9 protein-coding genes and 1 tRNA gene are annotated in these 12075 nt (G+C 72.1%); 6 read left to right on the top strand and 4 right to left on the bottom strand.

The features are described 5' to 3' along the window. Positions 1 to 18 precede the first annotated feature (18 nt). The 3 genes from V1258_RS11615 to V1258_RS11605 all read right to left on the bottom strand — a co-directional run bounded on the left by V1258_RS11615 (position 19) and on the right by V1258_RS11605 (position 3181). On the bottom strand, positions 19 to 1887 hold the full coding sequence (locus V1258_RS11615) for an ABC-F family ATP-binding cassette domain-containing protein (RefSeq protein WP_329749833.1): 1869 nt from the start codon (positions 1885 to 1887) through the stop codon (positions 19 to 21). Positions 1888 to 1976: 89 nt separating this feature from the next. Continuing rightward, positions 1977 to 2498, bottom strand: coding sequence for a MarR family winged helix-turn-helix transcriptional regulator (locus V1258_RS11610; protein WP_329749832.1), 522 nt, complete (start codon positions 2496 to 2498; stop codon positions 1977 to 1979). 23 nt (positions 2499 to 2521) lie between these two features. Continuing rightward, positions 2522 to 3181, bottom strand: coding sequence for a TetR/AcrR family transcriptional regulator (locus V1258_RS11605; RefSeq protein ID WP_329745049.1), 660 nt, complete (start codon positions 3179 to 3181; stop codon positions 2522 to 2524). Positions 3182 to 3392: 211 nt separating this feature from the next. Here V1258_RS11605 and V1258_RS11600 point away from each other — a divergent pair. The 3 genes from V1258_RS11600 to V1258_RS11590 all read left to right on the top strand — a co-directional run bounded on the left by V1258_RS11600 (position 3393) and on the right by V1258_RS11590 (position 5989). Continuing rightward, positions 3393 to 3464 (top strand) — tRNA-Gln (locus tag V1258_RS11600). A 60-nt stretch (positions 3465 to 3524) separates the two neighbouring features. Further along, positions 3525 to 5012 carry a bifunctional UDP-N-acetylglucosamine diphosphorylase/glucosamine-1-phosphate N-acetyltransferase GlmU gene (gene glmU / locus V1258_RS11595; protein ID WP_329749831.1) on the top strand — a complete coding sequence of 496 codons (1488 nt, stop codon included), beginning with the start codon at positions 3525 to 3527 and terminating at the stop codon, positions 5010 to 5012. Further along, the gene (locus V1258_RS11590; protein ID WP_329745051.1) at positions 5009 to 5989 is read left to right on the top strand and encodes a ribose-phosphate diphosphokinase; all 981 of its coding nucleotides are present in this window, start codon (positions 5009 to 5011) and stop codon (positions 5987 to 5989) included. Before glmU ends, V1258_RS11590 begins: the two co-directional genes overlap by 4 nt. Before the next feature lie 157 nt (positions 5990 to 6146). On the opposite strand, the gene V1258_RS11585 is transcribed toward V1258_RS11590, so the two are convergent. Continuing rightward, positions 6147 to 6704: a hypothetical protein gene (locus tag V1258_RS11585; protein WP_329749830.1), complete on the bottom strand. Its 558-nt coding sequence runs from the start codon at positions 6702 to 6704 to the stop codon at positions 6147 to 6149. A 391-nt stretch (positions 6705 to 7095) separates the two neighbouring features. On the opposite strand from V1258_RS11585, the gene V1258_RS11580 reads away from it, so the two are divergent. The 3 genes from V1258_RS11580 to mfd all read left to right on the top strand — a co-directional run bounded on the left by V1258_RS11580 (position 7096) and on the right by mfd (position 12073). After that, a complete protein-coding gene (locus V1258_RS11580) occupies positions 7096 to 7716 on the top strand; it encodes a 50S ribosomal protein L25/general stress protein Ctc (RefSeq protein WP_329749829.1) in 621 nt (206 codons plus the stop codon). A gap of 116 nt (positions 7717 to 7832) precedes the next feature. Further along, the gene (gene pth, locus V1258_RS11575; RefSeq protein ID WP_329749828.1) at positions 7833 to 8447 is read left to right on the top strand and encodes an aminoacyl-tRNA hydrolase; all 615 of its coding nucleotides are present in this window, start codon (positions 7833 to 7835) and stop codon (positions 8445 to 8447) included. Then, a complete protein-coding gene (mfd, locus tag V1258_RS11570; protein ID WP_329749827.1) occupies positions 8444 to 12073 on the top strand; it encodes a transcription-repair coupling factor in 3630 nt (1209 codons plus the stop codon). Before pth ends, mfd begins: the two co-directional genes overlap by 4 nt. Positions 12074 to 12075 lie beyond the last annotated feature (2 nt).

Raw genomic sequence — 12075 nt, 5'->3', positions numbered from 1 at the left:
GCCCGTCCGGCCCCGCGGTCAGCCGATCTGCTCGGACAGCTCGAGCCAGCGCTCCTCGAGCTCCTCGTTCTCCTGCTCCAGCGCGCGCAGCTGATCGGTCAGCCCCTGCAACCCCTGATAGTCGGACTGGTCGTGGTCGGCGAGCTTCGCGTGCAGCGTCTCGGTCTGCGCGGAGATCTTCTGCATCCGTCGCTCCACCGCGGAGAGTTCCTTCCGCGCGGCGTGCGCCTCGGCACCCGAGAGCGCCGGGGCGCCTCCCGCAGAACTCCCGTCGGCCGGGCCCGTCGCCGCCGCCGTGGACTCTGCACCTGCGGACCGGGCGCTCGCCGACGAGCCGGTGACCCCAGCTCCGGCCCCTGACCCGGCCCCCGCTCCGGCCGCCTCCGCCGCCGCGCGCAGTGCGAGATACTGCTCGACCCCGCCCGGCAGATGCCGCACCGCCCCGTCGAGCACCGCGAACTGCAGATCCGTGACCCGCTCGAGCAGGTACCGGTCGTGGGAGACGACGAGCAGCGGCCCCGGCCAGGTGTCGAGCAGGTCCTCCATCGCGGCGAGCATGTCGGTGTCCATGTCGTTCGTCGGCTCGTCGAGCACCAGCACATTGGGCTCCTCGAGCAGGGTCAGCAGCAGATCGAGCCGCCGCTGCTGCCCACCCGACAGCTCCTTGACCTGCACCTTCTGGTGAGCCGAGGTGAAGCCGAGCCGCTCGAGCAGCTGTCCGGGGCTGACCTCGTCCTTCCCGGCGCGGAAGGTCGTGCGGTAACGGCCCACGAGGTCGCTGATGCGCTCGTGCATGTGCTCCTGCAACCCGTCGAGACGCTGGGTGACCTCCTTGACGGTCACCGTCTTCCCGCGCTTGACCCGGCCGGCCTGCGGCGACACCGAGCCCGTCACGAGCCCCAGCAGCGTCGACTTCCCGGCACCGTTGGGGCCGAGGATGCCGATCCGGTCCGCCGGCCCGATGTGCAGGGTGACGTCGCTCAGCACGGTCCGGTCGCCGTAGCCGGCGTCGACGTCCACGATGTCGATCACGTCGCGGCCCAGGCGCGAGGTGGCCAGCTGGGTCAGCTCGACGGCGTCGCGCACGGGCGGCTCGCCGGCGATCAGCTCGTTCGCGGCGTCGATGCGGAACTTCGGCTTCGAGGTGCGGGCCGGGGCGCCGCGCCGCAGCCAGGCCAGCTCCTTGCGCATCAGGTTCTGCCGCTTCGCCTCGATGGCGGCGGCCTGCCGATCGCGCTCGACGCGCTGGAGCACGTAGGCGGCGTATCCGCCCTCGAACGGGTCGACCACCCCGTCGTGCACCTCCCACATGCGCGTGCACACGGCGTCGAGGAACCAGCGGTCGTGGGTGATGACGACGAGGCCGCCGTCCTTCGGGCTCCACCGGCGGCGCAGATGCTCGGCGAGCCACGCGATGCCCTCGACGTCGAGGTGGTTCGTCGGCTCGTCCAGCAGCAGCACCTCCCAGTCGCCCACGAGCAGCTCGGCGAGGTGCACGCGGCGCAGCTGCCCGCCCGAGAGCGCGTCGAGCTGCGCGTCGAGGTCGATCCCGCCGAGCAGCCCCGCGAGGACGTCGCGGATCCGCGCGTCCGACGCCCACTCGTACTCGGGCCGATCACCGACGACGCGCTCCCGCACCGTCGCCCCGACCGTCGCCTCGTCCTGCTGGCTGAGCACGCCCACGCGCACCCCGCCGCGCACCGTGACCCTCCCGCCGTGCGGCTCCTGCGCGCGGGAGAGCAGCCGGAGCAGCGTCGATTTGCCGTCGCCGTTGCGGCCGACGACGCCGATCCGGTCGCCCTCGTCGATCCCGATCGTGACGTCGTCGAGGAGCACCCGGTCGGGGAGCGCGACGTGGAGGTTCTGGGTGCCGAGCAGGTGGGCCATGCGGTGGGGGTTCCTCTGAGGATGTCGAAGGGCGGATCGCGGGCGCGGGTCCGTCGTGGGGCGGGGCGCAGGACGCCGCCCGGCGGAGGTCAGTCGCCGGGAGGGTCCTCGACCTCGAAGGTCAGCAGCAGGACGCGCAGGGTCTGCGCGAGGTCCCGCTCCGCGTGGGCGTCCAGCGGGGCCAGGAGCTGGCGCTCCGCGGCGAGCAGGCTCTCCATCGCGGTGTCGACGCGGGCGACGCCCTCGGGCTGCAACCGCACCTCGACCGCACGGCCGTCCCGGGGGCTGCGGTTCTTGGAGACCAGTCCGCGGGAGACGAGCTTGTCGATGCGGGTGGTCATCGTCCCGCTCGTGACGAGGGTCTGATGCATCAGTGCGCTGGGGGAGAGCGCGTCGTCCCCGCTGCGACGCAGCGCCGAGAGCATGTCGAACTCCCAGCCCTCGAGGCCCGCGGCGGCGAAGGCCGAACGGCGCGCCGTCTCGAGATAGCGGGAGAGGCGCGAGATGCGCGAGAACACGGCGAGGGGGCTGACGTCCAGCTCGGTGCGCGCCCGCTGCCAGCCCTCGATGATGCGGTCGACCTCGTCGCGGGGGTCGGTGGGAGCAGGCATGGGGGCGAGTCTACGGAACCTGCTCAGCCCGACTGACGGGGGCCGGACTCCTGGCGCAGCGTCGGGGCCTTCTGCAGCGCTCCGAGGCCGAACCAGGACAGGTTGACCATCCGTGCGGCGACGACCTCCTTGGCGGGACGACGCGTCTCGAGCCACCACTGCCCGGTGTACGCCACCATGCCCACGAGCATCTGCGCATAGAGGGTCGAGTCCTTCGCGGGATAACCGTGGCTCGAGAGCTGGGTCGAGAGGATCACCTCGACCCGCCGGGCGACGTCAGTGAGCAGGGCCGAGAAGGTCCCTCCGGCCTGCGAGACCGGGGAGTCCCGCACCAGGATCCGGAAGCCGTCCTCGTTCTCGTCGATGTAGGACAGGAAGGCGAGAGCCGCCCGCTCCATGAGCTGTCGCGGATGGGCGCGCTGGTCCTGCAGCGAGTCCTCGAGAGCCCGCAGCAGGCTCGAGACCTCGCGGTCGACGACGACCGCGTACAGCCCCTCCTTGCCGCCGAAGTGCTCGTACACGATAGGCTTGGAGACCTTGGCCCGGGCCGCGATCTCCTCGACGCTGGTCACGTCGAAGCCCTTCTCCGCGAAGAGCCGACGGCCCACGGACACCAGCTGCTCGCGCCGCTCCTGGCCCGTCATCCGGGTCGACCGCCCCCGAGGGGCTCCCTTCTCCGCCATGCGGCGAGTCTCGCACAGAGCGGCGCAGAGCTCGGGCGTGGCACGGCGGGCGGCTCGGGTCGAGCGCTGCGGTCGAGCCGGGCACGGCGCTGCGGGCGGCGAAGCAGGTGGGCGGCCCTCGGGCGCTAGGATCGAGCCGCGCCGACGGCGCCGCCGGACCCGGCCCTGCTCCCTCGGAGCAGGACCGATCTTCGCGGCGGTGGCGTCGCCCTCCGCCATGGTGTAATCGGCAACACCTCAGATTTTGGTTCTGAAGTTTCAGGTTCGAGTCCTGATGGCGGAACGCCCATCGCCGACCGGCGGTGCCGCAGCCCAGACCCGTCGACCTCGAGGAGCTGCCCCCGTGGAAGCCTCTGCCCCCGCCGCCGTGATCGTCCTGGCCGCCGGTGCCGGGACCCGCATGAAGTCCCGGACCCCCAAGGTCCTCCATGAGATCGGCGGCAGGTCGCTGCTGGCCCACGCCGTGATCGCCGCCGAGGGCACCGGGCCCGCCGAGCTGGTCGTCGTCGTCCGGCACGAGCGGGAGAAGGTCGCCGCCCACCTGTCCGAGCACGCCCCCGAGGTGGCGATCGCCGACCAGGACGACGTGCCCGGCACCGGCCGCGCCGTCCAGTGCGGGCTCGAGAAGGTCGCCGCGGACTCCGGCACGGTGCTCGTGACCTACGGCGACGTGCCGCTGCTCGAGGCCGCCACGCTGCGCGAGCTGGTCACCGCCCATGAGGCGGCCTCCGCCGCGGTGACCGTCCTCACCGCCCGCGTCGGCGATCCGACCGGCTACGGGCGGATCCTGCGCAGCGACGACGGCTCCGAGGTGCTCGGCATCGTCGAGCACAAGGACGCCACCGAGGCCCAGCGGGCGATCGACGAGATCAACTCCGGCATCTACGCCTTCGACCTCGCCGTGCTGCGCGACGCCCTCTCGCGGGTCAGCACCGACAACGCCCAGGGCGAGATGTACCTCACCGACGTCCTCGAGATCGCCCGATCCGACGGCCGCTCCGTGCGGGCCGTGGTCACCGACGACGAGATGATGGTCGAGGGCGCCAACGACCGCGTCCAGCTGGCCCAGCTCGGCGCGGAGATGAACCGTCGCACCCTCGAGCGCCACATGCGCGCCGGCGTGACGATCATCGACCCGGCCACCACCTGGATCGATGCGGACGTCACCATCGGCCAGGACGCCCGCATCCTCCCCGGCGTGCAGCTGCACGGCGCGACCGACATCGGCGAGGACGCGATCATCGGTCCCGACACGACCCTGCGCGACACCGAGGTCGGCGCCGGTGCCGAGGTGGTCCGCTCCCATGCGCTGCTCGCCCAGATCGGCGCGGGCGCCACCGTCGGACCGTTCTCCTACCTGCGTGCCGGCACCGAGCTCGGGGCGAAGGGCAAGATCGGCGGCTTCGTCGAGACGAAGAACGCCCGCATCGGGGACGGCGCGAAGGTGCCGCACCTCAGCTACGTGGGCGACGCCGAGATCGGCGAGGGCACCAACATCGGCGCCGCCACGATCTTCGCCAACTACGACGGCGTCACCAAGCACCGCACGACCGTCGGCAAGCACGTGCGGATCGGCTCCGACAACGTGCTCGTCGCCCCCGTGACGATCGGTGACGGCGCCGCGACCGGCGCCGGGACCACGGTCCGCAAGGACGTGCCCCCGGGCGCTCTCGGAGTGAACGCCGTCGCGCAGCGGAACGTGGAAGGATGGACCCTGCGGCGCCGAGCGGGGACCGCGGCCGAGGCAGCGGCGCGTGCCGCCCTCGAGGCCGGTCCCGCGGCCACCGCAGCACCTGCCGTCGAGGACAACGAGGAGCACCAGCAGCGATGAGCGGAATCGTCACGACGGGGGAGAAGCGCCTGGTCCTCGCCTCGGGAAGGGCTCATCCGGTCCTCGCCCAGGAGGTCGCCGCAGAGCTCGGCGTCGAGGTCCTCCCCATGGATGCCTGGGACTTCGCCAACGGCGAGATCTACGTTCGCTACGGCGAGTCCGTGCGCGGCACCGATGTCTTCGTGCTGCAGTCGCACCCCGCGCCCATCAACACCTGGGTGATGGAGCACCTGATCATGATCGACGCGCTCAAGCGCGCGTCGGCCAAGCGCATCACCGCGATCGCGCCGAGCTTCCCGTACGCGCGCCAGGACAAGAAGCACCGCGGCCGCGAGCCGATCTCGGCCCGCCTCATGGCGGACCTCTACGAGACCGCCGGTGTGGACCGCATGATCTCCGTGGACCTGCACGCACCGCAGGTGCAGGGCTACTTCAACCGCCCGCTGGACCACCTCATGGCGCTGCCGATCCTCGCGGACTACATCTCCGCGAAGTACGGCCACGAGGACATCGCCGTGGTCTCGCCCGACGCCGGCCGCATCCGCGTGGCCGAGCAGTGGTCCAAGCGACTCGGCGGCGCGAACCTCGCCTTCATCCACAAGACCCGCGACACCACGCGCCCGAACCAGGCGGTGGCCAAGCGCGTGATCGGCGACGTCGAGGGCAAGACCTGCATCCTCGTCGACGACATGATCGACACGGCGGGCACCATCGTGCAGGCCGCCGATGCTCTGGCCGCCAACGGCGCGAACTCGGTGGTCATCGCGACCACGCACCCGATCCTGTCCGACCCCGCCACCGAGCGGCTGCGCAACAGCCAGGTCCGCGAGGTCGTCGCGACCAACACGCTCCCGGTGCCGCCCGAGAAGCAGTTCGACCGGCTCACCCTGCTCTCGATCGCGCCGCTGCTCGCCCGAGCGATCCGCGCGGTCTTCGACGACGGCTCGGTGACGTCGCTCTTCGACGGCGAGGTCTGAGCACCGCCCCGGGGAGCCGAGGTCTCCGGGACGAGGAGGACATGAGGAAGGGGCCGCTCCTGGGGGAGCGGCCCCTTCGTCGTGTCTCTCGGGGGGGGGAGTTCGTCATGGGGTGGGAGACGGTGCCGGACAGCCGGACCGGCACAGGCCTGCCGCCTCAGATCAGGTACGGAGCCTTCCGTCCGACGAGGGCCTTCCACTGCTTCCCCAGGCCCAGGTACTCACCGGCGCCGAGGCCGGCCAGGGCGACCATCAGCACACCGAGGATGACATGGTCGTCGATGATCGGGTTGGTGGTCATGGGGAAGGCGGCGAGGTACATGAGGCCGTAGAGGGCGGCGCCGGAGACGGCCGCGATCCGCATGCCGATGCCGAGGAGCAGAGCGATGCCGATGCCCAGCAGGCCCGCCATGAACAGGATGTTGGTGATCGGGTTGAGGCTCAGCCAGAACTGCCAGAAGCCGGCGAACGGGTTGCCGCCCTCGATCGAGCCGCCGAGGAAGCCGGCGGTCGGGGAACCGCCGTTGATCCAGGCCCGCTCCGCGGGGGTGGAGAAACCGAGGCCGAACAGCTTGTCGAGGAAGGCCCAGAGGAAGTAGAAACCGAGGAGAATGCGCACGACGCCCAGGACCGTGAAGCCCCACCCGCGGGCGGAGCCGGCGGCCGCGGGAGCGGCGGGGGCGGTGGTCGGGGAGGAGGGAGCGGCGGTGGCCATGAGAGATGTTCCTTCGCTGTCGCGAGTTCCGTGCCGGTCGTGTTCGACTGACAAGAACAGGTTAGGGTCGCGAGGCGCTCGCAGCGGGGGACCAAGGTCACGACTTTCCCTCTCTGACCTGCAGGGACGTTGGTCCTTGCGGGGGCGGTGACGGTGACGGAGGGGCGCGGCGGCGCCGGGGACGGACCGCTCGGGGATCCTCCGATGCGAGGGAGGTCACCCGGCCGATGAGGAGCCTGCCTCCGCGTGCTAGCCTTCCCGCGTCACTTCGGCGAGGGAACGGGCTCGGCCCGCTCCGTGATCGACGCGGTGCGGCAGTGCGGGCCCCGAGCGGGCCCCCGCTCCCGTGGCGTCGCTCATCGCCGAGCCCCACCCCACCAAGGAGCATCCCATGGCTGAGAAGCTGAACGTCGAACTGCGCGAGGACTTCGGCAAGGGCGCCGCCCGCCGTCTCCGCGTCGAGGGCCGCGTGCCCGCCGTCCTCTACGGCCACGGCCAGGACCCCGTCCACCTGTCGCTGCCGGGCCACGAGACCGCCCTCGCCGCCCGCAACCCCAACGCCCTGCTCGAGCTCGCGCTCGCCGACGGCACCACCCACCTCGCCCTGATCAAGGAGATCCAGCGTCACCCGCTCAAGCGCTCGCTGGCTCACCTGGACCTGATCATCGTCCGCAAGGGCGAGAAGGTCGAGGTCGACATCCCCGTCGTCCTCACGGGCGAGCCCGTCGCCCCGGCCATCGCCGTGGTCGACGCCCAGACGCTGACCCTCTCGGTGGACGCGCTGAACGTCCCCGAGCAGATCGAGATCTCCGTCGAGGGCGCCGAGGACGGCCTCCAGCTGTTCGCCGGCGACGTCACCCTGCCGGGCGACGCCGAGCTGGTCACCGACGCCGAGCTGCTCGTCGTCGCGGTGCAGATCCCGCGCGTCGAGGAGGAGCCCTCCGAGGACGAAGAGGCCGCCGAGGGCGAGCAGGCCGAGGGCGGCGCCGAGGAGTCCTCCGAGCAGGAGTGAGGATCCTCGGATCACACCGACCCGCCGGGGCGTCGCGCAGGAGCGCGGCGCCCCGGTAGGTTTCTCGGGGGCCCCGGTGCGCCGGAGGCCCCTGTCGTCATGTTCAGGAGGAGCACGTGAGCACGTCCGACCGCAGCGCGGGCACGTATCTGGTGATCGGCCTCGGCAATCCCGGGGACCGCTACGCCGCGACCCGGCACAACGTCGGCCAGATGGTGCTGGATCACATCGCCGCGAGCACCGGGTCGAGGTTCTCGGCAGCGCGGCGTGCCCAGGCCGTCGTCGTGGAGGGCCGGCTCGGGCTACCCGGCGCCGACGAGCGCGTGATCCTCGCCAAGCCCACGACCTACATGAACACCTCCGGCGGGCCGGTGAAGGCGCTCGCCGCCTACTACGACGTCCCGCCCGAGCGGGTGGTGGTCGTGCACGACGAGGTCGACATCCCCTTCGACACCGTGCGGCTCAAGCGCGGCGGCGGCGAGGGCGGGCACAACGGCCTGCGCGACATCACCAAGGCCCTCGGTACGAAGGACTACCTGCGGGTGCGCGTCGGCGTGGGCCGCCCGCCGGGCACGAAGGACACCGCGGACTTCGTGCTGTCCCCGTTCTCCTCCACCGAGCGGAAGTCGCTCGAGCTGCTCGTCTCCGACGCCGCCGACGCCGTCGAGGCGCTCGTCCTCAACGGCCTCACCGCCGCCCAGCAGCGATTCCACGCACCGGAGGGCCGATGAGCACCACCCCGCAGACCGCCGCATCGCAAGCCGCCGCCCCGCACAGCGTCGCGCCGCTCGCCCCGCTGCTCGATCAGCTCGCCGCCGGCGCCGATCTCACCGCGATCCGCCGCCTTGTCGAGGAGGGCTCCGCCTCGGGCGACGGCGGCGATGTCGTCGCCGCGACCGGGCTCTTCCCTTTCGTCGTCGCTGATCTCGCACGGCAGGCGACCGCCGAGCAGCCGCTCGTCGTCGTCACCCCCACCACCCGGGCGGGCGAGGACCTGAGGGCCGCGCTCGCGGCCCTCGTCGGCACCGACCACGTCGCCGAGCTGCCGGCCTGGGAGACGCTCCCGCACGAGCGGCTCTCGCCCCGCGCCGACACCGTCGCGCGCCGCCTCGCGACCCTCCGCCGCCTCGCGCATCCCGAGTCCGAGACGCCCGTGCACGTCCTGCTCATGCCGGTGCGCACCCTGCTGCAGCCGATCGCGACCGGTCTGGGCGACCTGCAGCCGGTCCGGGCCCGGATCGGCGACGACCGCCCGCTCGAGCGCCTCGTCGAGGAGCTCGTCGATGCCGCCTACGTGCGCGTCGACATGGTCGAGAAGCGCGGCGAGTTCGCCGTGCGCGGCGGCATCCTCGACGTCTTCCCGCCCACGGAGCCCCATCCCGTGCGCGTCGAGCTGTTCGGGGACGAGATCGACGAGATCCGCTACTTCTCCGTCGCCGACCAGCGCTCGCTCGACGCCGCCCCGCAGAGCCTCGACGCCCCGCCCTGCCGCGAGATCCTGCTGACCCCCGCCGTGCGCGGCCGCGCCCGCGCGATGGCCGAGGAGCTGCCCGGCGTCCGCGACCTGCTGCTGCGCATCGCCGACGGCATCGCGGCGGAGGGGATGGAGTCCCTCAGCCCCGTCCTGGTCGACGGCATGGAGCAGGTCGCGGACGTGCTCCCCGCCGGTGCCCGCCTTCTTGTCCTCGATCCCGAGAAGGCCCGCGCCCGCGCCGCCGAGCTGGTCGCCACCACCGACGAGTTCCTCGCCGCGGCCTGGTCCAGCGCCGCCGCGGGCGGGGGGCTGCCGATCGACGTCGGCGCCGCGAGCTTCGTCCCGCTCTCCGAGGCGCGCGAGCACGCCGAGGCCGGGGGGAGGGCCTGGTTCACCCTCGCCGCCTTCGGGCTCGACACCGACGTCGACGTCACCGCGGGCGCCACCACCCACCCCGGCTACTCCGGCAAGCCGGGCGACGCCGCGAAGGATCTGGAGCGCCGCCGCGCGGACGGCTGGAGCGTGCTCGCGACCATGGTCGGGCCCGGCGGCGCCCGACACGTCGCCGAGAACCTCCGCGCCGAGGGCCTGCCCGCCGTGTTCGCGCCCGATCTCGAGGGACCGGTCGGCCCGGGCGAGGCTGTCGTCACCGTCGGCCCCTTCCCCGAGGGGCTCGTCGTCCCCGACCTCAAGCTCGTCCTCGCCTCCGAGCGCGACCTCACCGGCAAGTCCGGGGCGCGCCGCGGCGAGGAGCGGAAGATGCCGTCGCGGCGCCGCAACGTCGTCGACCCGCTGCAGCTGCGCCCCGGCGACCACGTCGTCCACGCGCACCACGGCGTCGGCCGCTTCGTCGAGATGACCAGCCGCACCGTCGGCACCGGCGCGAAGCGCACCACCCGCGAGTACCTCGTCATCGAGTACGCGGCGTCCAAGAAGGGCCAGCCGGGTGATCGGCTGTACGTCCCCTCCGACCAGCTCGACCAGGTCACCAAGTACGTCGGCGGCGAGGAGCCGAGCGTCAACCGCATGGGTGGCGCGGACTGGGCGAAGACCAAGTCGAAGGCCCGCAAGGCGATCCGCGAGATCGCCGACGAGCTGGTCCGTCTGTACTCGGCGCGGCAGTCCGCCCCCGGGCACGCTTTCGCGCCCGACACGCCGTGGCAGCGCGAGCTCGAGGACGCCTTCGAGTTCGTGGAGACCCCGGACCAGCTCTCGACCCTCGACGACGTCAAGGCCGACATGGAGAAGACGGTCCCGATGGACCGCCTGATCCTCGGCGACGTCGGCTATGGCAAGACCGAGATCGCCGTGCGCGCCGCCTTCAAGGCCGTGCAGGACGGCAAGCAGGTCGCGGTCCTCGCGCCGACCACCCTCCTCGCCCAGCAGCACCTCGACACGTTCAGCGAGCGGTACACCGGCTTCCCCGTCACCGTGCGCGGGCTGTCCCGCTTCCAGAGCCCCGCGGACTCGCAGGCGACCATCGAGGGTATCGCCGACGGCACCGTCGACGTCGTCATCGGGACCCATCGTCTGCTCACCGGGACGGTGCGCTTCAAGGACCTGGGTCTGCTGATCATCGACGAGGAGCAGCGCTTCGGCGTCGAGCACAAGGAGACTCTCAAGGCGCTGCGCACCGATGTCGACGTGCTCGCCATGTCCGCGACCCCGATCCCGCGCACCCTCGAGATGGCCGTCACGGGCATCCGCGAGATGTCGATCCTGGCGACCCCGCCCGAGGAGCGCCACCCGGTGCTGACCTATGTCGGCGTGCAGGAGGACAAGCAGGTTACCGCCGCGATCCGGCGCGAGCTGCTGCGCGAGGGCCAGGTGTTCTACATCCACAACCGCGTCGAGGACATCGACGCCGTCGCCGCCCACCTGCGCGAGCTGGTGCCCGATGCCCGGGTGCGGGTGGCCCACGGCAAGATGAACGAGGCGCAGCTCGAGCGGGTCATCGTCGACTTCTGGGAGCGGGAGTTCGACGTCCTGGTCTGCACCACGATCGTGGAGACCGGCCTGGACATCGCCAACGCCAACACGCTCATCGTCGAGAACGCGGACCGCTTCGGCCTCTCCCAGCTGCATCAGCTGCGCGGCCGCGTGGGCCGCTCGAGCGAGCGGGCGTACGCCTATTTCCTCTACAACGGCTCGAAGCCGCTCACCGAGACGGCCCACGACCGCCTCACCACGCTCGCCACCAACACCGATCTCGGCGCGGGCATGCAGGTGGCGATGAAGGACCTCGAGATCCGCGGCGCGGGCAACCTGCTCGGCGGGGAGCAGTCCGGGCACATCGCCGGAGTCGGCTTCGACCTGTACGTGCGCATGGTGGGCGAGGCCGTGGCGGCCTTCCGCGGCGAGTCCGCGGCTCCCGAGAAGGAGATCCGCGTCGAGCTGCCGCTGGATGCGCACATCCCGCACGACTACATCGGCTCCGAGCGGCTGCGGCTCGAGGCCTACGCGAAGCTCTCGGCCGTCCGCACGGTGGAGGAGATCGCGCAGGTCCGCGCCGAGCTCACGGACCGCTACGGCACGCCGCCGGAGCCGGTCGAGGTGCTGCTGGACGTCGCGCGCTTCCGCATCGACGCGCGCGCCGCGGGCGTCGACGAGGTCCAGGCGCAGGGCAAGATGATCCGCTTCGCGCATCTCGAGGTTCCCGACTCCGTCGCGATGCGGATGACGCGCCTCCATCCCGGCACGCTGCTCAAGCCGGCGATCCGTCAGGTGCTCGTGCCTCGTCCGATGACCAGCCGCTTCGGCGGCACGGAGCTGCGGGATCACGAGCTGCTCGAGTGGGCGCGGGACGTGCTGCGCACCCTCGTGCCCTCGGCGATGCTGACCGAGGCGCCGGCACCGGTGCCGGCGACGAGCCCGACCGCGTAGCC

It is taken from the genome of Brachybacterium sp. J153 (genome assembly GCF_036311905.1).
Classification (GTDB): Bacteria; Actinomycetota; Actinomycetes; order Actinomycetales; family Dermabacteraceae; genus Brachybacterium.
This window is presented reverse-complemented; position numbering and strand designations above follow the sequence as displayed.

What these genes read in the sequence shown, in the direction of transcription:
- V1258_RS11615 (WP_329749833.1), bottom strand. Translation starts at nt 1,887, where the DNA reads ATGGCCCACCTGCTCGGCACCCAGAACCTCCACGTCGCGCTCCCCGAC.
- V1258_RS11610 (WP_329749832.1), bottom strand. Translation starts at nt 2,498, where the DNA reads ATGCCTGCTCCCACCGACCCCCGCGACGAGGTCGACCGCATCATCGAG.
- V1258_RS11605 (WP_329745049.1), bottom strand. Translation starts at nt 3,181, where the DNA reads ATGGCGGAGAAGGGAGCCCCTCGGGGGCGGTCGACCCGGATGACGGGC.
- V1258_RS11590 (WP_329745051.1), top strand. Translation starts at nt 5,009, where the DNA reads ATGAGCGGAATCGTCACGACGGGGGAGAAGCGCCTGGTCCTCGCCTCG.
- V1258_RS11585 (WP_329749830.1), bottom strand. Translation starts at nt 6,704, where the DNA reads ATGGCCACCGCCGCTCCCTCCTCCCCGACCACCGCCCCCGCCGCTCCC.
- V1258_RS11580 (WP_329749829.1), top strand. Translation starts at nt 7,096, where the DNA reads ATGGCTGAGAAGCTGAACGTCGAACTGCGCGAGGACTTCGGCAAGGGC.
- mfd (WP_329749827.1), top strand. Translation starts at nt 8,444, where the DNA reads ATGAGCACCACCCCGCAGACCGCCGCATCGCAAGCCGCCGCCCCGCAC.